Source organism: Corynebacterium atrinae (genome assembly GCF_030408455.1).
GTDB classification, from domain to species: Bacteria; Actinomycetota; Actinomycetes; order Mycobacteriales; family Mycobacteriaceae; genus Corynebacterium; species Corynebacterium atrinae.
The window spans coordinates 528702-552376 of sequence record NZ_CP046977.1 but is presented as its reverse complement, the minus strand read 5'-3'; the positions used below and the strand labels follow the sequence as shown (position 1 = coordinate 552376).

Annotated in this window: 20 protein-coding genes; 10 read left to right on the top strand and 10 right to left on the bottom strand. The window is 63.8% G+C overall.

Going from position 1 to position 23675, the window contains the following annotated elements; translation table 11 throughout:
• Window positions 1-3 precede the first annotated feature (3 nt).
• Complete coding sequence (hypD, locus tag CATRI_RS02790; RefSeq protein ID WP_290219508.1) at window positions 4-1128, top strand: hydrogenase formation protein HypD; 1125 nt, start codon at window positions 4-6, stop codon at window positions 1126-1128.
• Window positions 1129-1193: 65 nt separating this feature from the next.
• On the opposite strand, the gene CATRI_RS02785 is transcribed toward hypD, so the two are convergent.
• Entirely contained in the window at window positions 1194-1649 is a 456-nt protein-coding gene (locus CATRI_RS02785; RefSeq protein ID WP_290219496.1) for a hypothetical protein, read from the bottom strand.
• Window positions 1650-2366: 717 nt separating this feature from the next.
• Between CATRI_RS02785 and CATRI_RS02780 the strand changes: the two genes are divergently transcribed.
• A complete protein-coding gene (locus CATRI_RS02780; protein WP_290219495.1) occupies window positions 2367-4028 on the top strand; it encodes a DUF726 domain-containing protein in 1662 nt (553 codons plus the stop codon).
• 3 nt (window positions 4029-4031) lie between these two features.
• Here CATRI_RS02780 and purE read toward each other — a convergent pair whose 3' ends face one another.
• Genes purE through CATRI_RS02760 form a run of 4 tightly spaced genes read right to left on the bottom strand, consistent with a single transcriptional unit; the run spans window position 4032 to window position 7080 of the window.
• Entirely contained in the window at window positions 4032-4532 is a 501-nt protein-coding gene (gene purE / locus CATRI_RS02775) for a 5-(carboxyamino)imidazole ribonucleotide mutase (RefSeq protein ID WP_290219493.1), read from the bottom strand.
• Window positions 4533-4570: 38 nt separating this feature from the next.
• Window positions 4571-5794: a 5-(carboxyamino)imidazole ribonucleotide synthase gene (locus CATRI_RS02770; RefSeq protein WP_290219491.1), complete on the bottom strand. Its 1224-nt coding sequence runs from the start codon at window positions 5792-5794 to the stop codon at window positions 4571-4573.
• An 18-nt stretch (window positions 5795-5812) separates the two neighbouring features.
• Window positions 5813-6286 (bottom strand): PH domain-containing protein, encoded by a 474-nt coding sequence (locus tag CATRI_RS02765; protein ID WP_290219489.1) that lies wholly within the window; start codon window positions 6284-6286, stop codon window positions 5813-5815.
• Between the two features lie 11 nt (window positions 6287-6297).
• Window positions 6298-7080: a biotin--[acetyl-CoA-carboxylase] ligase gene (locus CATRI_RS02760; RefSeq protein WP_290219487.1), complete on the bottom strand. Its 783-nt coding sequence runs from the start codon at window positions 7078-7080 to the stop codon at window positions 6298-6300.
• 171 nt (window positions 7081-7251) lie between these two features.
• Here CATRI_RS02760 and CATRI_RS02755 point away from each other — a divergent pair, with 171 nt between their 5' ends.
• From CATRI_RS02755 to CATRI_RS02740, 4 genes are all read left to right on the top strand, one after another.
• Window positions 7252-8883, top strand: coding sequence for an acyl-CoA carboxylase subunit beta (locus CATRI_RS02755; protein ID WP_047252452.1), 1632 nt, complete (start codon window positions 7252-7254; stop codon window positions 8881-8883).
• A 95-nt stretch (window positions 8884-8978) separates the two neighbouring features.
• Complete coding sequence (locus tag CATRI_RS02750; RefSeq protein ID WP_290219482.1) at window positions 8979-10523, top strand: acyl-CoA carboxylase subunit beta; 1545 nt, start codon at window positions 8979-8981, stop codon at window positions 10521-10523.
• Window positions 10524-10533: 10 nt separating this feature from the next.
• The gene (locus CATRI_RS02745) at window positions 10534-10749 is read left to right on the top strand and encodes an acyl-CoA carboxylase subunit epsilon (RefSeq protein WP_376701792.1); all 216 of its coding nucleotides are present in this window, start codon (window positions 10534-10536) and stop codon (window positions 10747-10749) included.
• Window positions 10749-11345, top strand: a complete 597-nt coding sequence (locus CATRI_RS02740) for a nucleoside triphosphate pyrophosphatase (protein ID WP_290219478.1) — start codon at window positions 10749-10751, stop codon at window positions 11343-11345. Before CATRI_RS02745 ends, CATRI_RS02740 begins: the two co-directional genes overlap by 1 nt.
• Here CATRI_RS02740 and CATRI_RS02735 read toward each other — a convergent pair.
• Window positions 11342-13450 (bottom strand): acyltransferase family protein, encoded by a 2109-nt coding sequence (locus tag CATRI_RS02735; RefSeq protein ID WP_435384179.1) that lies wholly within the window; start codon window positions 13448-13450, stop codon window positions 11342-11344. The two genes, CATRI_RS02740 and CATRI_RS02735, sit on opposite strands and share 4 nt — an antisense overlap.
• A 94-nt stretch (window positions 13451-13544) precedes the next feature.
• On the opposite strand from CATRI_RS02735, the gene CATRI_RS02730 reads away from it, so the two are divergent.
• Window positions 13545-13955, top strand: a complete 411-nt coding sequence (locus CATRI_RS02730; protein WP_290219474.1) for a DUF3151 domain-containing protein — start codon at window positions 13545-13547, stop codon at window positions 13953-13955.
• A 6-nt stretch (window positions 13956-13961) separates the two neighbouring features.
• On the opposite strand, the gene CATRI_RS02725 is transcribed toward CATRI_RS02730, so the two are convergent.
• Window positions 13962-15017: a Cj0069 family protein gene (locus CATRI_RS02725; RefSeq protein ID WP_290219472.1), complete on the bottom strand. Its 1056-nt coding sequence runs from the start codon at window positions 15015-15017 to the stop codon at window positions 13962-13964.
• A 239-nt stretch (window positions 15018-15256) separates the two neighbouring features.
• On the opposite strand from CATRI_RS02725, the gene CATRI_RS02720 reads away from it, so the two are divergent.
• Both CATRI_RS02720 and CATRI_RS02715 read left to right on the top strand, forming a co-directional pair.
• Window positions 15257-16114: a sulfurtransferase gene (locus tag CATRI_RS02720; protein ID WP_290219470.1), complete on the top strand. Its 858-nt coding sequence runs from the start codon at window positions 15257-15259 to the stop codon at window positions 16112-16114.
• A gap of 178 nt (window positions 16115-16292) precedes the next feature.
• Window positions 16293-18068: an acetyl/propionyl/methylcrotonyl-CoA carboxylase subunit alpha gene (locus CATRI_RS02715; RefSeq protein ID WP_290219468.1), complete on the top strand. Its 1776-nt coding sequence runs from the start codon at window positions 16293-16295 to the stop codon at window positions 18066-18068.
• Between the two features lie 46 nt (window positions 18069-18114).
• Here the strand turns inward: CATRI_RS02715 and CATRI_RS02710 are convergent, their stop codons facing one another.
• The gene (locus CATRI_RS02710; RefSeq protein ID WP_290219466.1) at window positions 18115-18633 is read right to left on the bottom strand and encodes a PadR family transcriptional regulator; all 519 of its coding nucleotides are present in this window, start codon (window positions 18631-18633) and stop codon (window positions 18115-18117) included.
• Window positions 18634-18733: 100 nt separating this feature from the next.
• A complete protein-coding gene (locus tag CATRI_RS02705; RefSeq protein WP_290219464.1) occupies window positions 18734-19630 on the bottom strand; it encodes an arsenic resistance protein in 897 nt (298 codons plus the stop codon).
• 43 nt (window positions 19631-19673) lie between these two features.
• Between CATRI_RS02705 and CATRI_RS02700 the strand changes: the two genes are divergently transcribed.
• Window positions 19674-20159 (top strand): GNAT family N-acetyltransferase, encoded by a 486-nt coding sequence (locus CATRI_RS02700; protein WP_435384178.1) that lies wholly within the window; start codon window positions 19674-19676, stop codon window positions 20157-20159.
• A gap of 55 nt (window positions 20160-20214) precedes the next feature.
• Here CATRI_RS02700 and CATRI_RS02695 read toward each other — a convergent pair whose 3' ends face one another.
• Complete coding sequence (locus CATRI_RS02695; RefSeq protein ID WP_290220927.1) at window positions 20215-23649, bottom strand: pyruvate carboxylase; 3435 nt, start codon at window positions 23647-23649, stop codon at window positions 20215-20217.
• Between the last annotated feature and the right edge of the window lie 26 nt (window positions 23650-23675).

Below are 23675 nucleotides of genomic sequence, written 5' to 3'. Positions count from 1 at the left end.
CCCATGAAATTCGTTGATGAATTCCGGGACCCAGCCGACGCCCGCGCCCTCATCATGCGCATCACCGACAAAGCCGCCCGCCTCGACCGCCCGGTGAAGATCATGGAGATCTGTGGCGGCCACACCCACAGCATTTATCGCTACGGCTTGGAGAACCTCCTGCCCAGTTCGATCGATCTCGTGCATGGCCCCGGCTGTCCCGTCTGCGTCATCCCCATGGGCCGCGTCGACGACGCACTGTGGCTCGCCGAACAGCCCGAGGTCATCCTCACCACCTTCGGTGACATGATGCGCGTGCCGGGTTCCGATGGCTCGCTCCTGCAGGCTAGAGCCCGCAGCGCTGACATCCGCTTCGTGTACTCCCCGCTCGACGCCTTGAAACTCGCCGAGGACAACCCCGACAAGCAGGTGGTGTTCTTCGCCGTCGGCTTTGAAACGACCGCCCCGTCCACCGCCATCACCCTGCGCAACGCGCGGGACCGTGGCGCAGACAATTTCTCTGTCTTTTCCAACCATGTCACCATCGAGCCCCCGCTGCGCGCCATCGCCAATGGCGGCAAGACCGCGGTCGATGGATTCATCGGCCCCGGCCACGTGGCCACCATCGTGGGCACCCAGGCCTTCGAGTTTCTCCCCGCCGAGCATCACTTGCCCGTCGCCGTCGCCGGCTTCGAGCCGCTGGACATTCTCCAGGCCGTGGAGATGCTCATCGACCAATTCCTGGCCGGTGAAGCCAGGGTGGAAAACCAATACGCCCGCGTGGTGCGCCCCGGCGGCAACCCCGCCGCCCGGGAACTCCTCAGCGAGGTGTTCACGCTCCGCGACACCTTCGAGTGGCGCGGCCTCGGCTGGCTGCCGGACTCCGGCCTGGGCGTCTCTGCGGACTACGCCGCCTGGGATGCCGAGATGCTTTTCGACGTCCCCGGCTCCCGCGTCGACGACCCCGCCGCCTGCGAGTGCGGGTCCGTCCTCACCGGACAGATCAAGCCCTGGCAGTGCAAGGTCTTCGGCACCGCCTGCACCCCCGACACACCGATTGGCACGTGCATGGTCTCCCCCGAGGGTGCCTGCGCCGCATATTACAACTTCGGCCGACTCGACCGCGCGATGACGGCATCCTTAACCTGAGGCTGTCAGCCGAATGGAGGACCCGTGATTGTTACAGGCCAACCGATCAGGATATCCGCTAAATCCTAGAGGTAGCGTTCTGCGTCCCTACGGGCCGTATCCGACTGCAGGACGGACTCAATCTTCTGTGTCGGGGTGGCTGCCAACTGCAGCGACTCGTGCGTAGCAAGCAACTGCCGGTAGATTTCGGCGGCCTGATCGTCATGCCCGTAAAGTTCAGTGCCGATTCCCTTGGTCACAACCAGGGTGTCGAACCTCGCTATGGTCTCCGCCAGTTCCAATGAGGCGTCACGTCTCAGGGCTTCGAGTTCGGAGTCAACTGCTTCATGAGTGCGGACCTGGCGACGTGCGTCATTGGCTTGGGAGAAGATCATACAACCGAAAATCAGTCCCGCGATCGGAACGGCGATAGACAGAAGCCACAGCGCAACACCAACAACCCACAGCACGGCCATGACCACTAAGGCGAAAAGAACAAGCGTGCCGAACCCAGCATTGTTCTTTTTCATGAGTTCAGCCATGCCCACATCGAGTCGGCTATAAGGTAAATACCATAACCAAGCGCACATCCAGCCCCGATGATGAGCACACCGAATAGAGCGAGAATCCACGGGCTGGATGGGGCAGGACGTTGCTCCAGATCAGCCGCTAGCTGGAAGAGGCGTGCACGGACTGCGATGTATTCCGGTTCCGTGGCAGCAGAGCGGCGCTGTAGGCGAATCCACTCAACATCCTCGGCCGTGACATCCCTGTTGGCGGTTACGTTTTCAAGTTTCACAGCCTGATCGTATCCCCGACCCCAGACATGACCGTCTTGGGTATTCGAACTAGGGCAACGAGCGATTGTCCGCCTCCACATGAGAAGAAATCCTCGCCGTCTATCCCTCCCGGGCAGGAGCCTCCCCACCACCTAGAACTTGACCGATCCCTGCTTTTCAGACCTGGCCATGACGTCCAGCCCGGAATTGTGCTGGCCAGAGACTTCGAACCTGTTCCACTCGCCGGACAAGTCGTCAACACTTCACTGGTACGTGCTTTGGTGCACATGGAAGCAAAACGTCACAGTCAACGCCCTCGAATCGCTCGAAGTTGGTCACAATCCATCTGCGCCGAGTTTGGTGCCGAGAGGGTGCTGTTGCTCTTTGGAGCCCCCAACCGGGATGCTTCATGAACAACCTTTCGAAATGATCCAAGCATTCGGACCTCATCCGTCGGCCCTTGGCAGTAGCGTCCATTCTATGAAAACCGATGCAATTACCATCGATGAACTATCCGACGGTCGCGTTATTTGCGAGCTACGCTCCCCGAAAGGCCGCTACATCTCCATCGATATGCGACCAAACCAGGCAGAGCCGATAATTGAAGGTGATGCGATCCTCACTGGCAACCCGGCGATGAAATCCAGCTTTCTGCTCGCCCTCGGCGCCTACCTCGACAGTCACGACGAATCCTTGAATGAGGACGAGCAAAAGGCACAGGCCAAGGGAGCCGAGGCATTGTTCAAGGAATGCTCCCAACTCGCCAAACTGTCCGATAGGCTCACAAGTGATTCCAGGCAGGCTTGGTGCTCATCCTGCTTGTACTTCACCGTGCACCAGAAGGTCGAAAGACGCGGCCCAGGCACGACCATCTACCTGTGTGGCGGTTGTGGATCAGCCACCATCACCTGCACAGTACCTGGGTGCCACGCGCTCGCGGTCTACAAACGCAAGGTCCGCAATGTGGTCCCCTACTGCTCCGAACACCGGCACGAGCTCCCATCGTTCGAAAACGCGGCAGCACCTCTCGCGGATCTAGCGGATTTCCGCGAAGCGATGAACTACACGCGAAAGAACATGGCGCGCAATACTCTCTATGCAACGGCTGGGATCGGAGCCGCCGGTGTAGCGACCATAGCGGCGGCCGGGGCCGCACCTGCAATCGGTGGCTTCATCGGAGTGAAGTTTCTGGGTTTGACTGGTGCGGCAGCTACAAATGCAGGTCTAGCGACGCTCGGCGGCGGCGCGCTCGCAGCGGGCGGATTCGGTATGGCAGGTGGAACCGCCGTGATCACCATGACAGGTACAGTCATCGGCGGCGCCTGGGGAACCCTTTATCTCAGGGGATACCTCGATACCGATAAGTCATTTAAAATCAAAAAGATCCATCAAGGCACAGGCCCTGCCGTCGTCATCGCCCGCGGCTTCTTCACTGAAAACGACACCAGTTGGTTGAACGAGGAGCGATTCGCCAAGTTAAGCTACGATAACCCCACAATTTACCTTCTTAGCTGGGGCGCCAAGGAACTGAGCGATCTCGGAGTTTTTCTGAGCAACGGTGCGGCAAAGGGCCTCGCGATTGCCGGGGCGAAAAAGGTCGTAAAGCGGGCAAGCAAGAAGGCCGCGAGAAACCTAGGACCGGCCGGCGGCTTGTTGGGTGCCCTGGACGTCGTCAACAACCCTTGGCACCTCGCAGTTAACAAGGCGGAGCGAGCCGGGCAGGCGCTGGCGGAGCTCATCATCAAGACCGATCGAAAGGACTGGGTGCTCATCGGCCACAGCCTCGGTGGTCGTGTGATGATCAAGACGGCAACCGCGCTGTCAACGAAGTCAGATGTGCCCCGGATCTTAGATGTCCATTTGCTTGGTTCTGCTGTCAGCCAGCGAGCGTCAAAGGAATGGGCCGGTCTGGGCAGATCTGTATCGGGAACAATTCACAACTACCATTCGAAGAACGACTCGATTCTCGCGTGGCTGTACCGCACTGCTCAAGGCAACAAAGTCTCCGTGGGGCACTCAGGATTTCAAACAAACATTGCGTCCATCATCGACCATGATGTCAGTGATCTGGTGAATAGCCATGGAGCCTACTACTCGCAGATTAGCCAGGCACTGCGTGCAAGCTCAGACGATCGCCGCTAAAACCTAGCTTCCAAGCAGCTTTCGTCGCAGGTTTTCGTCCTTGCGCTCGACTTCTTGAGCCATGGCCGCCTGGTAGGCGGCCATCTTCTCCACCAGGGCCGGGTCGCCTGCGCCGAGGATGCGCACGGCCAGCAGACCAGCGTTTTTCGCCCCGCCAATGGAGACGGTGGCGACGGGCACGCCCGCTGGCATCTGGACGATGGACAACAGCGAATCCATGCCGTCGAGATCCTGCAGCGCACGGGGTACACCGATGACGGGCAGCGGCGTGGCTGCGGCGACCATCCCCGGCAGGTGGGCGGCGCCACCGGCGCAGGCGATGATGGCCTTGAGGCCACGCTCGTGTGCCGCCTTGGCGTAGGCGAGCATCTTCTCCGGGGTGCGGTGAGCTGAGACGACACCCACTTCAAAGGGCACGCCGAACTCGGCGAGGGCCTCGGCGGCGGGGGCGACGGTGGGCCAGTCCGAGTCCGAGCCCATGATGATGCCAACTTGGGGATTCATGGGTGTCATTGTGCCAGAGGCGAACCTAGGCAGAGCTGCTAAGCAGCGATGAAACCGTCGGCCCAGCGGCCATGGACGAGGAAGTCGGCCGCGAGGTTCGCTTCCCGGCGGACGAGTTCAACGTTCTCGCCGGAGACGTTAACGTGGCCAATCTTCCGCCCGGCGCGCCAGGTCTTGCCGTAGAGGTGGATCTTGACGTGGGGGAAGCGCTGCCAAACCTGCGCCATGCGCTGAGCCATGGGCATCTCCGGGTCGGCCTCACCACCGAGGACGTTAGCCATGACAGTGACGGGGGCGGTGGGCTCGGTGGAGCCGAGTGGGTAATCCAGGACGGCCCGCAGGTGTTGCTCGAATTGGCTGGTCACGCAGCCGTCTTGGGTCCAGTGGCCGGTGTTGTGCGGGCGCATGGCCAGCTCGTTGACGGCGATGTCTGGTTGGCCGTTGGCGTCGGCGAATTCGAAGAGCTCGACGGCAAGGACGCCGGTCACCCCGAGTTCTTCGGCGACGTGCACGGCCAGGTCGCGGGCTCGCTGACCCAGCTCCGGGGACAAGCCCGGCGCGGGTGAGACCGCCTCGGTGCAGATTCCGTTGGTCTGGACTGACTCCACGACGGGCCAGGCCTCGACGCGCCCGGATGGGGTGCGTGCCACCATGGCCGAAAGCTCGCGCACCAAGGCGACCTTCTTTTCTGCCATGAGTGGGGTGTCTGCCGCGAGTAGTTCGGCAACGAGAGTGCGCAGCTGCGCGCGGTCGGCGGGGAACCAGACGCCGTGGCCGTCGTAGCCGCCGCGGCGAGCTTTGAGGCAGACGGCGCCGTCGACGGCGTCGAAAAACGCTTCCGCATCCTCGACTGATTCGATCGCCGCGAAGGGCGGGACGGGGGCGCCGATCTCGCGGAGGCGTTTGCGCATGACCAGCTTGTCCTGGGCGTTGACCAAGGCGTCGGGGCCGGGTTGGACGTTGATGCCCTCGGCGATGAGTGCGCGCAGGTGCTCGGTGGGCACGTGCTCGTGGTCGAAGGTGACGGCGTCGGCGCCCACGACCGCCCGGCGGAGATCAGCAAGGTCGGTGTAATCGCCGTAGACCACATCCGCGGCCACTTGGGCTGCCGATGCGTCGGGGGAGGCTGCGAGGAGCCGGATGGATTGACCGAGTTCGATGGCTTCGGTCTGCATCATCCGGGCGAGCTGGCCATCGCCGATTACGGTGACGGTGGGCATGCCCGGGACGTGGGCGTGGGGGTTTCCTGCAGCGTCAATCACGGGCTTTACTATAGCCGTCTACCAGTAGCGCACCGGCACGGGCGGCAGGGAGGACTCGATGAGGGACGCGACCTTCTTGGTGCGCGGGACATCGGGGAAATACAGGGGGCGGTCGAAGCCGAGGATCGCCAAGGTGATGCCGTTGCGGCGGCGTTGGACGCCGCGGACGTCGTGAAGCGGGATGGAGTCGACCCGGGAGCGGAAGGTGCCGTCGCGGACGATGATGCGGCGGTCGGTGACCAGGAAGCGGCGGCGGCGCGCGCGTAGCAGCGGCACCACGAAGCGCCACAGCACCAGCAGTGCCCAGATCCCCACGAGTCCGTTGCGGATATCTACACCGAAGGCCTGGCCAGGTTGATCGAGCCATCCGATGCCCATCCAACACACCCCGGTGATGAGGATGAGTTCGAGAGTGGGGAAGGTGAGCGTGCGCAGCGGCGCCGTGAGGTCGGCGCGCACTACCTCTCCTTGTCCCGGTCGGATGGATCCCATGGGGCGAGAGTCTAGTAGCTGGTGTCGGTGCGGCGAAGGTGAGTGACGTCACCGGCGGAGATAAAGTGGCGGGCTCCTTGTTCGTCTTCGAGCTCCAACCGTCCGTCATTGGACACGCCGGTGACGGTGCCCAGGAGTTGTCCGGTGGCGGCCTCGACGCGGACTGGCTTGCCGATGGTCGCGCAGACCGCGCGGTAGTCCGCCATGAGGCCACGCCCGCCGGTGGCCCACTGTCCCAGCCTGCGATGCAGGGCGGTCAGGACGGTGACGCCGGCCTCCTCGACGGGAATGTCGATGCCTTCCAGTGCCAGCGAGGTGGCGTGCGGCACGGGGAGTTGCTCGCGGGTGAGCGAGACGTTAAGTCCCAGGCCGACGACGATGCGGGGATCTTCCGGCAGCCCGGCGGCCTCGGCGAGGATGCCGCAGATCTTCTTCTCGTTCAGCAGCACGTCGTTGGGCCATTTGAGCTGTACGTCTGCCCCCGTTCCTGCGACCTCTCTCACGGCGTCCAGCACCGCGAGGCCCGCCGCCAGGGGGATGGTGCCCAGCTGGTCCATCTCTTCGACCGTGGGGCGCAGGAGTACTGACAGGATGACCTGAGTGCCGGCGGGTGAGACCCACGGGCGCCCCATCCGGCCGCGACCTGCGGTTTGCTGCCCGGCCAGGCGCACGGTCCAGGCCGGGGCTAGGGAATCCGCGAGGAGGTCGGCGTTGGTGGAGCCCGTCTCGGGGACCCAGTCGACGCGGGCGTAGGACGGCAGGTGGTCGCGGTAGTAGCTCTCAGGGGTGGTCACGGGAAGCGAGTGTACAGGTCCGGGAAGGCCCATCTAGTCACATGAGCCACTTCCGACACGCCGATATTTTGCCCGCAAAAGCGCCGCCACCTGCACAAACATGAAGTGTGATACTCATCACGTAGGTTTCGTTGTGGAAACTACGCATCAATGGGTCTACTATTCCCAAACATGACCATTTCCTCACCTTTGACGGACCTGTCCGATCTGACCGACGTCACCACCACCGCCGGCAAGATCGCCGACCTGAAGCGTCGCCGCGCGGAAGCCACCTACCCCATGGGCGAGAAGGCCGTGGAGCGGGTGCACGCCCAGAACCGGCTGACGGCACGTGAGCGCCTGGATTACCTCCTCGACGAGGGCTCCTTCGTCGAGACCGACATGCTGGCCAAGCACCGCACCACCGACTTCGGTATGGGCAAGAAGCACCCCACCACCGACGGCATCGTCACCGGCTGGGGCACCATCGACGGCCGCGAGGTCTGCATCTTCTCCCAGGACGGCACCGTCTTCGGTGGCGCCCTCGGCGAGGTGTACGGCGAGAAAATGATCAAGATCATGGACTTGGCCGTCACCACCGGCCGCCCGCTCATCGGCCTCTACGAGGGTGCTGGCGCGCGCATCCAGGACGGCGCGGTCTCCCTCGACCAGATCGCCCGGACCTTCTACCAGAACATCCACGCCTCGGGTGTGGTCCCGCAGATCTCAGTGATCATGGGCGCCTCCGCTGGCGGCAATGCGTACTCCCCCGCCCTCACCGACTTCGTCGTCATGGTGGACAAGACCTCCAAGATGTTCGTCACCGGCCCAGACGTGATCAAGACCGTCACCGGCGAGGAAATCACCCAGGAAGAGCTCGGCGGCGCCACGACGCACATGGCCACCGCCGGTAACTCCCACTTCACGGCCCAGACCGATGAAGAGGCCCTCGACTGGGTCCACGACCTGCTGGGCTTCCTGCCTTCCAACAACCGCACGGTCGCCCCCTACGAGCCCTTCACCGCTGACCAGGGCGCGGTTGGCGACAACATCACCGCCGATGACCTCAAGCTCGACGGCATCATCCCGGATTCGCCGACCCAGCCTTACGATGTCCGCGAGGTCATCGAGTGCCTCACCGACGACGGCGAGTACCTGGAGATCCAGGCTCAGCGCGCCGAGAACGTCGTCATCGCCTTCGGCCGCATCGAGGGCCAGTCGGTCGGCTTCGTCGCGAACCAGCCCTCCGTCTACGCCGGCTGCCTCGACATCGACTCCTCCGAGAAGGCCGCCCGCTTCATCCGCACCTGCGACGCCTTCAACATCCCCATCGTCATGCTTGTCGACGTCCCGGGCTTCCTGCCCGGCGCCGGCCAGGAGTACGGCGGCATCCTCCGCCGCGGTGCGAAGCTGCTCTACGCCTACGGCGAGGCCACTGTCCCGAAGATCACCGTCACCACCCGCAAGGCCTACGGCGGAGCGTACTGCGTCATGGGCTCCAAGGGCCTCGGCGCTGACGTCAACCTGGCGTGGCCGACCGCGCAGATCGCCGTCATGGGCGCTGCCGGTGCCGTGGGCTTCATCTACCGCAAGGAGCTCAAGGAGGCCTCCGAGAAGGGCCTCGATGTCGTCGAGCTGGCCAAGTCCTTCGAGCGCGAGTACGAGGACCACATGCTCAACCCGTACAAGGCAGCGGAGCGCGGCCTCATCGACGCGGTCATCCTCCCCAGCGAGACTCGCGGCATGATCGCCCGCAATCTCCGCCTCTACCAGGACAAGAACGTGTCCCGCCCGGCCCGCAAGCACGGGAACATCCCGCTCTAAGAATTCGGCCGAGAAGTTACCCCGCGCACCTCTTCATTGGGGTCCGCGGGGCCTTCTTTTCGCGGTACCTGCGCAACAACCTAGACTAGAGGACCATGACGACCACCTCCCCTGATCTCACCACCACCGCCGGAAGGCTCGCCGATTTGCGGGCCCGCCTGGCGGAGGCCGAGGCCCCGGTGGGAACCGACGCTGTCGAGGCCACCCACGCCGCGGGCAACCAGACCGCCCGCGAGCGCCTCATCAGCCTGCTCGACGACGATTCTTTCGTGGAAACCGATGCCCTGGCCCGGCACCGTTCCGCCGAGTTCGGCCTAGACGGCGAGCGCCCCCTCACCGACGGCGTAGTCACCGGCTACGGCACCATCCAAGGCCGCAAGGTCTGCGTGTTCTCCCAGGATGCGACGGTATTCGAGGGAACTCTCGGCGAGGTGTATGGCGAGAAGATCATCAAGATCTATGACCTCGCCATCAAGACCGGTGTGCCCATCATCGGCATTCATGAGGGCGTCGGCGCACGCATCGCCGAAGGCATCGTCACCCTGTCGATGTACTCGAAGATCATCGCCCGTTCCACCACCGCCTCGGGATTGATCCCCCAGATCGCCATCGTCACCGGCCACACGGAAGGCGTCCACGCGCTGGCACCCGTGTTCGCGGACATCCTCGTTATGGTCGATGGCCAGGCCAGCCTGCATCTGGTGGCCGCAGACGTCGTGGAAAAGGTCACCGGCACGGCCGCCACCGCCGATTCCCTGGGCAGTGCGCAGGTTCACGCGGCCACCTCCGGCACGGCACACGCCACCGCAGACAGCGATGCCGCCGCCATCGAATTGGTCCAGGAGATCGTGGGTTTCCTGCCCGCCAACAACCGGGCGGAAGCCCCCCGCGCCGAAGCACCAGAGGCACAAGAAGGCTCGGAGGGCTCCGAGGCGGACATCGACCTCGACACCATCGTCCCCGACTCCAACGCGCAGACCTACGACGTCAGCGATGTCATCCGTCGCGTGGTGGACAACGGCACCTTCTTCGAGCTGCAGCCGCAGTACGCCACCAATATCGTCACCGGATTCGCCCGCGTCGAGGGCCGCACCGTGGGCATCGTGGCCAACCAGCCCTCCGAGCTGGCCGGGTGCCTCGATTCCACCTCTGCGGAGAAGGCAGCGCGTTTCATCCGCACGTGCGACTCCTTCAACATTCCGCTCATCGAGTTCGTCGATTCCCCCGGTTTCGTCCCCTCCGAGGGGGAGGAACACGGCGGAGTCCTGCGTCGCGGTGCCAAGCTGGCGTATGCCTACGCTGAGGCCAGCGTCGGCAAGATCACGGTGATCACCCGCCGCGCCATCGGCGCCTCTTATGTGCTCATGGGGTCGAAGGACCTCGGCGCGGACCTCGTCTTCGCGTGGCCCACGGCGCAGATTGCGGTGGCGGAGGCTGCCGCGGCCGTCGATAAGCTCTCGGTGGACGAGGCGGACTACGCCGAGAAGTACCTCACCCCCTACCTGGCTGCGGAACGCAGCTTGGTGGACGCGGTGATTGAGCCGTCGACCACCCGGGCTCGCCTCGTCGATGGCCTGCGCCTGTTGGATCGCAAGGTCCTCATGACCCCGCCGAAAAAGCATGGCAACATCCCCCTCTAAGGAGCAGAACGTGACCACAACCATGGAAAAGCCACTGTTTCGGGTCCTCAAAGGAAACCCGGATGCCACCGAGCTAGCCGCGCTCACCGCCGTCATCGCGGGTCTGGCCAAGCGCCGCCCCGCTGAGGATTCCGGCGAGCGTAACCTGTGGGGCCGCCCCGAGGATCGTCTCCAGCGCACGACCTTGTACAACCCGAACGCGTTCCGCAACGTCACGTTCTACTGATGCAGCTGGTCCTCGCGTCAGCCTCGCCCTCGCGGAAGTTCATCCTTCACTCCGCGGGGGTTGAACCGATTGTTCATCCGGCCCACGTCGATGAGGAAGCACTGTTCACCCAGCTTATCGACGCCCCCGCCTCCCGCACCGTCGCCGCCCTCGCCGAGGCGAAGGCACTCGCCGTCGCCGGCGAGTATCCGGCCGATACGGTGGTCATCGGCTGTGATTCCATGCTCCTGCTGGACGGGGAACTCCAGGGCAAGCCCCACACGGTGGAGCGCACCATCGAGCGATGGCAGGCCCAAGCAGGCCGCAGCGCAGAGCTACTCACCGGGCATTGCGTGGTCTACGGCGGGCACACAGTCGTAGAAACCGCCTCCACGACGGTGCACTTCGCCGACGCCTCCCCCAAAGACATTGACGCCTACGCCGCCACGGGCGAGCCCCTAGAGTGCGCCGGCGCGTTTACCCTCGAGGCCCTCGGCGGCTGGTTCATCGACCGCATCGAGGGCGACCCCTCTTCCGTGGTCGGGCTATCGCTGCCCCTCGTGCGACGGGCCCTGTACCACTTCGGCTTCTCGGTATCGGACTTCTGGAACCGCTAGAAGAATTCCTTGATCTCGTCCCACAGCAATGGCGCGAGACTCTCCCCGTAGGCCACGGAGAAATGGTTGCCGTCACGGTAGACGTAGACGTTGCCAATTACTCCCGGGCAGGTATCCCCCGGGCAGAACCAGTCTGCGGTGTCCACGGCCTTCATGTTCGGCAAGCGCTTGAGATAGCGCGCCGCCGGATCGACGGAAGCGTAAGCCTCGGAGCGGGGCTGGCCGCAACCGTCCACGTCGCCCGTTTCGGCGACACACCGCGACACCATGAACCCGGACCCATCCGGCTCCAGGAACCACGGATTATCCCGCAACCCCACGAAGGGGATCCCCCGGTCTGCGAGGAAGTTCCACAGCGTAGGGTAGCTCAGCGGCACCTCATCGACGGTGCGTCCCTTCTCGATCAACGGGCGCGTCGAGGTCGAGATGACCAGATCGGGGCGATCCTCGTCGATCTTGCGCAACACCGACTTGTTAAAGGTCTGGCAGTCTTCGCTAAACACCCCATCCAGCTCCGTCTCAAACGTCGGGCAGGACTGTCTGGTCAGGGGGATCACCCGGAAGCGGTACTGCCAGCCCAACATGTCCAGCGCCGTCGTCCACTGCTCAGCGTGGGAACCCCCAACGACGTAGACGTCGAATCGGGCATCAGGATCGCCCAACACGCAATCCTCTTCGCCACGCTCTTCCACCGGAAGCAGGGCGGGATCACTGCCAAACACCGACATGCAGCCCATCGTCCACGCTGGTGGGTAGTACTCATGCACCACGGGAAGCTCCGGTTGAAATTCCTCCACTGCCGGTACCCGCTGCCCGGCTGTCGCCATTGCCCCCGGATACTCCCGCGGGTCCAACCTCATCTGCCCGATGTCCGCAATGCGCTCGGCCCAGGCTTGTGGGACTGTTAGCAACATGGACGTCAGGGCCACGATGAGCACGGCGCCGATGGAACGCCCTCGGGCGCTGGACTCCGTCTGCAGCTCCTCCACGGCACCGGCCACTCTTTTTTCGCCCTGGACGGGACGTCTACCGTGCTGGCGCAGCGGGACCTCCACGAAGCGGTGGGTGAAATCGGCAAGGATCACCGACACGGCCACGACCCCGATGCCAATCCAAATGTTTGCGTCTTCCCCGGCATAGGCCAGCGCGAGGATGAGCAACGGCCAATGCCACAGGTACAGCGCGTAGGCAATGTCGCCGAGCCAGCGCATCCACCGGTGCGCCAACGCCGCCGACAAACGACCATAGCCCCCGCCGGCGATGACGAGCGCGGCCCCGCCGATCGGGAACAGCGCAGCGGGTCCGGGGAAGTTCGAGGCACCGTCGAAGAGGAAACCCGTGGTGAGGACCATCGCCAAACCCACCCACGTTGCCGCCACGCGCACCCGATCCGGCAACGTGAGGTGCGAGCCGTAGAGTGCCAGCAGCGCCCCCAGCGTGAGCTGCCACAACCGCGACCACGTGGAGTAGTAGTTCAGTTGCTGATCAACGCCGTGCAGCTTCCAGGCGTAGAGGAAAGACGCGACCGTGACCACGACGAGGAGAGGGCCGACCAATTTCGAGATATCCGACCCAGTCCGGCGCACCCAGATCACCGCCATCGCCAGGCCGATCGCCATGAGATAGAACTGCCCCTGCACCGCCATCGACCACAAATGCTGCAGGGGGCTGACAAAGAGCGAAGCCGAGTCATAGGCCGCATCCTGGGTCGCCAGCTCCCAGTTTTGGTAGTAGCCCAGGCTGGCCCACAGCTGCCGACCCAAGGTGTTTGTCCGCAGCTCAGGGGCCACGGCGACGAGCAAAGCCACCGTCGCAGCCAGCACCACCACGAGCGTAGGCACCAGTCGGCGAATCATCCGCCAGATCGGCCACCACGGATTCGCACTCGCCTCCGGGCGACGCGCGTAGCGCAACTGCGAACCCAAAAAGAAATAACCCGACAGCAGCAGGAAGACATCCACGCCGCCCGATACCCGGCCGACGAAGACGTGGAAGAAGACCACGAATGCAATGGCGATGCCACGCAGGCCGTCGAGATCATAGCGGTAGGAAACGCTCCGGGGACGGATCTGCTCCGCCGGGGCTGCCGCCACGCCTGACACCATATGTCCTCATCTTCACTGCCGAAATCTCCCGTAACAGAAACAGACTACCCACCCGCCTGCCTTCTCCAGACATCTCCGCATATGGTGGGTGGGCATGGAACTCAACGACATGCTCGCACCGCCCCCAGTGACACTGCCTGCCGACCCAGCGGCCGACCTAGATCCGGCTTCCTCGGACGCCGCCTTCGCCCACCCCGACAGCCCCCTCATCTGGGCAACCCGCGCTGAACGCGCCCTCGCTGACGCCTCCAGCGATGAGGACAAGCTCGTGGCCTACGCCTACGCCCGCACCGGCTACCACCGCTCCCTGGACCGCTTGCGCGCCAACAAGTGGAAGGGCTGGGGCCCGGTGCCGTGGGATCACGAGCCGAACCAACCGGTCCTGCGTGCCATTGCCGCCCTTGCACAAGCGGCCGCACTCATCGGGGAAACCGACGAGTACGACCGCTGCCGTCAAATGCTTTCCGACGCCGACCCCGGCGCCGTCGAGCGTCTCCTGCCTTAAGCTCCCTTAAGCCTTAGCCTCCACGCGGCCGATCGCTTCCTTGGCCACGAGCTCCTGAATGCCCATGTCCAGCTCGGAGGTGAAGCCGACGCAGGAGCAGTTGATCTCGCCGAGCACGTAGGTATCGGAGCCGTCTTCACCATCGGCAAGCATGAAGTCGGCGGTCCAGATCAGCGGGATGTTGTCGCCGCCGAGCTTCTCCGCGATGACGGGGCGGGCGTCGGCGAACTGGTCAACGAGTTCCTGCCAGGCCTCGGGCTTGTCGTAGGTGTACTTAGCGCCGGAGAACAGGGTGGCGGAGAAGTTGTCGCCACCGGCGGCCGGCTTCTTGTGCACGACGAAGACGGGGTGCGGGCCGACGAGGAGGATGCGGATTTCACCTTCGACGATGCGCGGCATGAAGCGCATATCCACGAGCATGCCGTTGTCGCCGATGATGTACTGGTCGCAGAAGTCCATGAACTCGCCGAGCTCACGGATCTCGGTGTGATTGTCCACGGCTTCGGTGGCCTTGAGCTTGGTGTCCAGCGGCAGGGCGGTGCCCGGTTCGACGGAGGCGGCGAGGTCTTTGTCTTCGAGCTGGACGCGCCAGATTCCGGAGCCGGTGGAGCCGCGGTTCTGCTTGAGTACGCGCTCGCCGTAGGACAGCGACGTGGGGAAGGTGTTGTGGAAGCTTTCGACGTCGTAGTAGGCGGCAGTGTCGGCCGGAACGAGATCGGTGTCGTTGAGCTTGACCAGGGCGTCCTTGGCGCCGTAGGCCATCATCTCGGCCGGGGTGGACATACCCACGAGGCCCGCGTCAGACAGACGGGTCAGCAGGTCGAAGTAGCCCTTCTCGCCGCCGGGAATGTTGCCGGGATTAACGCGGGAGATGTAGCCACCAAAGTTCTCGGAAACATAGGTGAACAGGTCCTCGGTCCATTCAGGGCGGAAGAAGACAACCTCGGCGTGCCAGCCGGCCTCCTTGATGGCATTGACGATCGGCATGGTGTCCTTGCGGTGACCGTCGATGTACTTGTCAGATCCGCCCTCGACCTCGAAGACGACGATAGCCTTGTTCACTGAAGTATTCCCTTTCGCGAGAAAACGATGTATTGGACCGCGTTAAAAACAGCGGTTCATCTGCAATTTTAGTGCCTGGCACCCCACCCCGCGGGCACGGGGGTATTGGAGTTACCAAAGACACACTCTTTCTCCCACCATGCCTCCCCCCACTCATAAGCACTAGTCTCTAAGTGAACCTCTCTGAGATCCCTCAACCGAACCCAGAAACGCACCGTAAATAGAAAGGCTTCACCGCCGTGGACACTCCCTTTGACCCGTATCCCCAGTTCCAGGAGTATGCCCATCCGGAGCGCCTGGTGTCTGCCGCCTGGCTGTCCGCTCGTTTGGGCAGCCCCGGTTTGCGTGTGGTCGAGTCTGATGAAGACACCTTGTTGTACGACATCGGCCATCTTCCCGGCGCTGTGCGTATTGATTGGCGTAATGATCTCAATGATCCCGTCACGCGTGATTTCATTGATGGTGAGGCTTTTGCCCGCCTCATGAGCGAGAAGGGCATTAGCCGCGACGATACCGTCGTTATTTATGGCGACCAGGCCAACTGGTGGGCCTCCTACACGCTGTGGGTCTTCGAGCTTTTCGGTCACCCGGATGTGCGGCTGCTAGACGGTGGGCGCGACGCTTGGATGGCCGAGGAGCGTGACACGTCCTTCATGGTCCCAGATTATCCGGCTACCGATTACCCGGTCGTTGAACGCGATGATGCCTCCTCCCGCGCGTTGGTGGATGAGGTGCGCGGGGCCATCGACACGGAATTGCTTATCGACGTCCGCTCGCCCGAAGAGTTCGCCGGAACCGCCGATGCTAGCTCGGCCCCAACGTTGCGTCGGGGACATATCCCCTCCGCGAAAAACTTCCCCTGGGACACGACGGTTCACCCGAATTCCCGTTTCCGTTCGTGCGAAGAGCTGACGGAGATCTACGGAGATCTCAAGGCCCAGGATCCGACAATCCTCTACTGCCATTTGGGCGATCGCTCGGCCCACACGTGGTTCGTGCTCAAGTATTTGCTCGGCTTTAGCAATGTCCGAAATTACGATGGTTCATGGTCGGAATGGGGCAATATGGCCCGCATGCCGATCGAGCTGGGAGAATAATTCCTCCCCTGCCACCTGGGAAAATGCCACTGTTGGGCCTCTTTCTTGGCGCGAAACACCAGACCTGACGAAATGCTCACGTTTTTGTGTGCAAGAATAGTCTGCATGCGTTGCGCGGCCGCCTGCTCTTGGCCGGCTAGCGCGACCCACAATCGCAGCACATGAAAGGGATTTCCCAGTGGCAGTTGAGACCAAGAAGATCACGAAGGTCCTCGTGGCTAACCGCGGCGAGATCGCCGTCCGCGTGATCCGAGCCGCCAAGGATGCGGGCATCGCCAGCGTCGCCGTCTACGCCGAGCCGGACGCGGATGCACCGTTCGTCGCCCTGGCCGACGAAGCCTTCGCTCTCGGTGGCCAGAGCTCCGCCGAGTCCTACCTCGTCTTCGACAAGATTCTCGACGCCGCCGCGAAGGCCGGCGCCGACGCCATTCACCCCGGCTACGGCTTCCTCTCCGAGAACGCGGACTTCGCCCAGGCCGTCATTGATGCCGGTCTAATTTGGATCGGCCCGCCGCCGTCCGCCATCGCCGATCTAGGCGATAAGGTCACCGCTCGCCACATCGCCGAGCGGGCCGATGCCCCGATGGCACCGGGTACTAAGGATCCGGTGGCCAACGCCGACGAGGTCGTCGCCTTCGCCGAGGAGCATGGCCTGCCCATCGCCATCAAGGCTGCTTTCGGTGGCGGTGGCCGCGGTATGAAGGTCGCCTACGAGATGGGCGAGGTCGCGGAGCTCTTCGAATCCGCCACCCGTGAGGCCGTCTCTGCCTTCGGTCGCGGCGAGTGCTTCGTCGAGCGCTACCTGGACAAGGCCCGCCACGTCGAGGCGCAGGTCTTGGCCGATCAGCACGGCAACGTCGTCGTCATGGGCACCCGTGACTGTTCCCTGCAGCGCCGTTTCCAGAAGCTCGTCGAGGAGGCCCCGGCCCCGTTCCTGAGCGATGAGCAGCGCGCCGCCATCCACGAGTCCGCCAAGGCGATTTGCCGCGAGGCTGGCTACTTCGGTGCCGGCACCGTGGAGTACCTCGTCGGTGCGGATGGCCTCATCTCCTTCTTGGAGGTCAACACTCGTCTGCAGGTGGAGCACCCCGTCACCGAGGAGACCACCGGCGTGGACCTCGTGCGCGAGCAGTTCCGCATCGCGGAGGGCCAGGAGTTGCGCTTCACCGAGGATCCGACCCCGCGCGGCCATTCCTTCGAGTTCCGCATCAACGGCGAGGACGCGGGCAACAACTTCATGCCCGCTCCGGGTTCCGTCACCGAGTACGTCCAGCCCAACGGCCCGGGCGTGCGCGTGGATTCCGGTGTGACCAAGGGTTCGGTCATTGGCGGCCAGTTCGACTCTATGCTGGCCAAGCTCATCGTCACCGGTGAGGACCGCGATCAGGCGCTGCAGCGGGCACGCCGCGCGCTCGACGAGTTCATCGTCGAGGGCATGCCCACCGTGCTCCCCTTCCACCGCCACATTGTCTCCAACGAGGCCTTTGTCGGCGATGGTGAATCCTTCGACATCTACACCAAGTGGATTGAGGAGGAGTGGGATAACCCGCTGGAGCCTTTCGTTGATCCGGCTGATGCCGACGATGAGGACGAGGCGGTGCCCGCGCAGAAGATCGTCGTCGAGGTGGATGGCCGCCGCGTCGAGATCGCCCTTCCCGGTGATCTGGCACTGGGTGGCGGGGCTGCCCCGAAGAAGAAGGCCAAGAAGCGTCGCTCTGGCGGCGGTGGCTCGGGTGCGTCCGGCGACGCTGTCGCCGCGCCGATGCAGGGCACTGTCATCAAGGTCAACGTGACCGAGGGTGCTGAGGTCGCCGAGGGCGACGTCATCCTCGTTCTCGAGGCCATGAAAATGGAGAACCCCGTCAAGGCACACAAGTCCGGTGTGGTCACCGGCTTGGCCGTTGAGGCCGGGGCGGGCGTAACCAAGGGTCAGGTCCTGCTCGAGATTAAGTAGCCCGGAATCACCACAACCTCCCTCATTCGAGGGAGGTTGTTTTCTTTTAAAGGGCTTCGATCTTGTCAGTAGCCTCTTGCAGGATCTCGACGATCCGCTCGGTGTTATCATCGTCGGTGCCGCGGACGGCCTCCTTCAGGCGGCGAAACGCCGCCCTCCGTTCGCTGTGTGGGCCGCCGGGTTGTTCGGGGTCACGGTAGGCATCCAGAATGTCGCCGTCTTCGGTTCGCTTATCGACGGTCTCTCGTCCCAGGTCAGTCAACGTCGCCATCTTGCGACCGTTGTCGACGGTGATGGTGATGAGGCCCTCGTCTTCCAACATGGCCAAGCGCGGGTAAATGGCGCCGGCGCTGGGGGTCCAGCGCTGCTCGGTGCGCTCCGCGATCGTGGCGATGATCTGGTAGCCGTGCATCGGCTGCTCCGCCAGGAGGGAGAGGATGACATTTTTCAGGTCGCCCCGACCTGCGCGACCGCCGCGTCCGCGTCCATGACGCCGACCTCCGCGGCCGCGGTGCTCCCGATGCTCGTGGTGGGAGTGCGGGTGGTGATGGTGAAACTCGCTCATGATTGTTGAGCCTTTCTTTTTCGATGTCAGGGGCGTGTCCCCCTGCGACATCGCTAACGATATATCGTTACTGTCTATCTGTCAACGATATATCGCTAATTCACCTTTTCGGCACCATCCTCGGGACGAATCGAACCAAGATCACCATGGCCACCAGCTCCACGAGCGTCTGCGTCACCACCACCGGCGCGACGCCCGGCACCGCCAGGGCCAGCGGCAAGACGACGAGAGAATTCCTCGTCACGCCCGAAAAGACGAGCGCCCTCGTCGCGGGGACATCTTGGCCAAAGAGCCGCCCCACGATCTTTCCCAAGGGAACCATGAAAGCCACGAAAGCCACATAGATGGGCACCACCGTGAGCATCGACGCCTCCACTCCCCCGATCTGCGAGGCGACGACAACCATCAACGTCAGCATCATCAACGGGACCATGAGCCCATTCATCGCCACCATGATCTGCGACAGCTTGAGCCACTGCGTACAAGCCGCCAATCCCAGCGGAATGACGATGAACAGAACCAACGCCTCAAGGAAAGGGCCCGCCTCGATGAGATCCGTCGGTCCGCCCAGCAGCCGCACGTACACCGGGATGAGCAGCATCTGGACGAGCATGAGGATCGGGGCCGCCGCCAACAGGCGCTCATTCGCCGCGCCCGCCAGCCCCGAGAACACGATCACGTAGTCGATGCAGGGCGCCAGCAGCACCAACAGCACGCCCAGCAACAACACCGGGTCACTGGCGACGAAACGCGACAGCGCGAAGACGACGACCGGGACCACCACAAAGTTGAGGATGAGCAGGGCGGTGAGGAAACGGACGTCGATAAGCGCAGCCCGCAGGGCACGCAACGGAACCGCCAGGAACGTGGCGTAGAGCAACGCCATGAGAACCGGATTGATAGCCGGCGTGACATCACCAAGCGGGGCGATGAGCACGCCCAGGCCCAACGCCACGATGAGCAGGGGGACCTGCCAGCGCTCCAGGAATGCGACCATAGGCTACGACCTTAGCCAAGATAGCCTCCCTACAATGGTGCCCATGGCTGACTTCCACCTGCGCCCCGCAACCGAATCCGACCGGACCTACCTGGAACGACTGTTTCACCTGGCCGACGTGTGGGGTGATGAGTCCCAGACCCCGGGCGAGGGCTACGCCGATGACCTGGGCATGTACGTCGATTCTTGGACTCCGGACCAGGGCGGCATCATCGCCTATCAGCATCGCGTGCCCGCCGGAGGACTGTGGTTGCGCTCGGGCACGGACCGTCGCCCACCCTACGGATTCGTCGCCGAGGACATCCCCGAACTAGCCATCGCGGTGGAGGCCGCTTTCGGCGGCCAAGGACTAGGCGGCCAGCTCCTCAACGCCGCCCTTGATCTCGCCCGCGAACAAGGCCGCCGAGGCCTTTCGCTAGCAGTCGACGATGGCAACGAACGCGCCCGGCGCCTCTACGAAAAAATCGGCTTCGAAGTGGCCGAGGAACGCCCCGAGCTAAGCACCACGACCATGGTCACCTACTTCTAGGCCCAGAAAAAGCGAAAGCGCTGTCCCCTCGCGGAGACAGCGCTTTGCTGATGAGCTAGCCGATGACGACGATCAAGTCGCCGCCCTCGACCTTGGTGGCCTTGGCTAGGGCCAGGCGCTCGATGGTGCCGTCGACCGTGGCGGTGATGGTGGCTTCCATCTTCATGGCCTCGATGACCGCGATCGGATCGCCGGCCTTGACCTCGTCGCCCACCTGCACGGTGATGGAGACTACGCCGGCAAACGGGGCAGCTACGTGTCCGGCGATCGTCGGATCGGCCTTCTCCGCGGAGGCGGTGACGGACTCGGCGTTGCGGTCGCGGACCTTCATCGGACGGATCTGTCCGTTGACGTTGGCAACGACCTGGCGCATGCCCTTCTCGTCGGGCTCGCCGACGGCGTCGAGACGCACGACCATCGGCGGAGTCCCCACATCGGAGGCGAAGCGGATGATGCTTTCCTCGCCCTCCTCCAGGCCGTAGAAGAAGACGCGGTCCTCCAGGGCCTCGGTGTTGCCGTACTGACGGCGGTGCTCGAAGAACTCCGCGGCCTGCTTCGGGAAGAGCAGGCGGTTGAGTGTAATGCGGCGCTCGTCGCGATCCGGGCTCTCCAGCTTGGCCTCGTCTTCGGGATTGACATCGACGAGACCCTTGGTGCCTTCCCCGCGACCAGCCAGCGCCTTCTCGCGCAGCAACGGCCAGCCACCGGGCGGGTTGCCCAGGCCGCCGCGGAGGAAGTCGATGACCGAGTCCGGGATGTCGTACTTCTGCGGGTCAAGCGCGAAGTCGTGCGGATCCACCCCGGCACCGACGAGGTGCAGGGCGAGGTCGCCGACAACCTTGGAGGACGGGGTCACCTTGGTCGGGCGGCCCAGCATCTCGTTGACGGCCGCGTAGTTGTCCTCGATGAGCTCGAAGCGGTCCTCCAGGCCGAGGGCCTTGGCCTGCGTACGCAGGTTGGACAGCTGGCCGCCGGGGATCTCGTGCTTGTACACGCGGCCGGTTGGGCCAGGTACGCCCGCCTCGAAGGGGGCGTAGAGCTGGCGGACGGCTTCCCAGTAGGGCTCGAGGTCGGAGACGGCGTCGAGGGAGATGCCCGTGTCGCGGTGGGTGTTGGCGAAGGCCGCGACGATGGCGGACAGCGAGGGCTGGGACGTGGTGCCGGCGAGCGGGGCGGAGGCGCCATCGACGGCGTCGGCACCTGCCTGGGCAGCGGCGTAGTAGGTGGCCAGCTGGCCACCCGCGGTGTCGTGGGTGTGGACGTGGACGGGCAGGTCGAACTCACGGCGCAGTGCGGAGACCAGCTTGGCAGCGGCCGCGGGGCGGAGCAGACCAGCCATGTCCTTGATGGCGAGGATGTGAGCACCGGTGCCCACGATTTCTTCGGCCAGCTTGAGGTAGTAATCCAGCGTGTAGAGGTTTTCATTCGGGTCGAGCAGGTTGCCCGAGTACGCCATCGCAACCTCGGCGACGGTGTCGCCGGTCTCTAGGACGGCGTCGATAGCCGGTCGCATCTGCGAGACGTCGTTCAGCGCGTCGAAGATGCGGAAGATATCGATGCCCGAGGATGCGGCCTCCTTGACGAAGGCGCGGCACACCGAATCCGGGTACGCGGTGTATCCAACGGTGTTGCGTCCACGGAGCAGCATCTGAATGTTGACGTTGGGCATAGCCTCACGCAGCATGTCCAAGCGCTGCCACGGGTCCTCGAAGAGGAAGCGCATGGCAACGTCGTAGGTGGCACCGCCCCACGCCTCCACGGACAGCAACTGTGGGGTCAGGCGACCGACGTGCGGGGCGGCAGCCACGAGCGCGGAGGAGCGCAGGCGGGTGGCCAACAGGGACTGGTGGGCATCACGGAAAGTAGTGTCCGTGACGGCCAGGGCGTCCTGCTCGCGCAGGTGCTTGGCAAACTTCTCCGGACCCAGGTCTCGCAGGAGGTCGCGCGAACCGCGCGGCATCGGACCATCATTACGCGGCGGCAGCTTCTTCGCCGGGCGCACCTTGGTGGGGCGCTTGCCGTGCGGACGGTTGACGGTCACATCGGCCAGGTAGTTAAGGATACGACCCGGCTCATCATCGGCCGGCGGGGCCGACAGCAGGTGAATGTGGTCGTTGATGAAGTTGGTGGAGATGCGGTGGTGCTGGAAATCATCCTCGCGGAGCAGGGCGCGGAGGAAGCCGATGTTGGTGGCCACGCCAGAGACGGTGAACTCGTTGAGCGCACGCTGCGCGCGAGCCACGGCAATTTCGAAGGTGGCACCACGGCAGGTCATCTTGACCAGCATGGAATCGAAGTTCGGGGAGATCTCACCGCCGAGGGAGGCCGCGCCGTCGAGACGCACACCCGCGCCACCCGGGGAGCGGTACGCGGTGATGGTGCCGGTGTCCGGGCGGAAGTTGTTGGAGGGGTCTTCGGTGGTGATGCGGCACTGCAGGGCCGCGCCGTGGAGCTTGATCTTGTCCTGGGTCAGACCCAGTTCCTTCAGAGTCGCACCGGCGGCGAGGTTCATCTGCGCCTTGACCAAGTCGATGGAGGTGACCTCCTCGGTCACGGTGTGCTCGACCTGGATGCGGGGGTTCATCTCGATGAAGACGTGGTTGCCCTTTTCATCAACGAGGAACTCAACGGTTCCGGCGCACTGGTAGCCAATCGTCTGGCAGAACCGCACGGCATCCGCGCAAATCTTGTCCCGCAGCTTGGGGTCGAGGTGCTGTGCCGGGGCGATCTCCACAACCTTCTGGTGGCGGCGCTGCAGGGAGCAGTCGCGCTCGTAGAGGTGGATGACATCGCCCGTGTGGTCGGCGAGGATCTGCACCTCAATGTGCTGCGGGTTAATCACCGCCCGCTCCAGGTAGACATGGCCATCGCCGAAGGCAGCCTCTGCCTCGCGGGAGGCCTCGGCGGCCAACTGGGCCACGTCCTCGGGCTTTTCTACGAAACGCATGCCACGTCCGCCGCCACCGGCCACGGCTTTGACGAAGATGGGGAAGGTGAAATCCTTCGACATCTCGACCAATTCGTCGATGTCCTCGGAAGGCTCTGAATCCTGCAGGACCGGCAGGCCCGCCTTCTTCGCCGCTTCCACGGCAGCCGACTTGTCACCGGTCAGGTCGAGGACCTCCGGCGGCGGGCCGATGAAGGTGATCCCGTTCTCGGCGCATTCGCGGGCAAGCTGGGCGTTTTCGGAAAGGAATCCGTAGCCCGGGTAGACGGCATCCGCATGCGACTTCTTTGCCGCGCGGATAATCTCATCGATGTCCAGGTAGGCCTTAACCGGGGAACCCTCCGTACCGATTCGAACCGCCTCGGAGGCGAAGGATCGGTGGAAAGAATTGCGGTCTTCGACTGGGTACACCGCGACGGTGGAGGAACCAGTTTCAAAGGCGGCACGGAAGGCACGCACGGCAATTTCGCCGCGGTTGGCGACGAGTACCTTCTTGAATGCTGGTGGGATGTAGGTAGCCACGTTGGAGTCCTTTCCAAGCATCATGCCGGGGTGGGTGGCATGCGGGA

Excerpts from the sequence above, each read along its gene's own strand:
- CATRI_RS02750 (WP_290219482.1), top strand. The coding sequence starts at position 8,979 with ATGACGACCACCTCCCCTGATCTCACCACCACCGCCGGAAGGCTCGCC.
- CATRI_RS02735 (WP_435384179.1), bottom strand. The coding sequence starts at position 13,450 with ATGGTGTCAGGCGTGGCGGCAGCCCCGGCGGAGCAGATCCGTCCCCGG.
- purE (WP_290219493.1), bottom strand. The coding sequence starts at position 4,532 with ATGAATCCCCAAGTTGGCATCATCATGGGCTCGGACTCGGACTGGCCC.
- CATRI_RS02705 (WP_290219464.1), bottom strand. The coding sequence starts at position 19,630 with ATGGTCGCATTCCTGGAGCGCTGGCAGGTCCCCCTGCTCATCGTGGCG.
- CATRI_RS02700 (WP_435384178.1), top strand. The coding sequence starts at position 19,674 with ATGGCTGACTTCCACCTGCGCCCCGCAACCGAATCCGACCGGACCTAC.
- CATRI_RS02755 (WP_047252452.1), top strand. The coding sequence starts at position 7,252 with ATGACCATTTCCTCACCTTTGACGGACCTGTCCGATCTGACCGACGTC.
- CATRI_RS02695 (WP_290220927.1), bottom strand. The coding sequence starts at position 23,649 with ATGCTTGGAAAGGACTCCAACGTGGCTACCTACATCCCACCAGCATTC.
- CATRI_RS02730 (WP_290219474.1), top strand. The coding sequence starts at position 13,545 with ATGGAACTCAACGACATGCTCGCACCGCCCCCAGTGACACTGCCTGCC.
- CATRI_RS02785 (WP_290219496.1), bottom strand. The coding sequence starts at position 1,649 with ATGGCTGAACTCATGAAAAAGAACAATGCTGGGTTCGGCACGCTTGTT.
- CATRI_RS02780 (WP_290219495.1), top strand. The coding sequence starts at position 2,367 with ATGAAAACCGATGCAATTACCATCGATGAACTATCCGACGGTCGCGTT.
- hypD (WP_290219508.1), top strand. The coding sequence starts at position 4 with ATGAAATTCGTTGATGAATTCCGGGACCCAGCCGACGCCCGCGCCCTC.
- CATRI_RS02740 (WP_290219478.1), top strand. The coding sequence starts at position 10,749 with ATGCAGCTGGTCCTCGCGTCAGCCTCGCCCTCGCGGAAGTTCATCCTT.
- CATRI_RS02765 (WP_290219489.1), bottom strand. The coding sequence starts at position 6,286 with ATGGGATCCATCCGACCGGGACAAGGAGAGGTAGTGCGCGCCGACCTC.
- CATRI_RS02710 (WP_290219466.1), bottom strand. The coding sequence starts at position 18,633 with ATGAGCGAGTTTCACCATCACCACCCGCACTCCCACCACGAGCATCGG.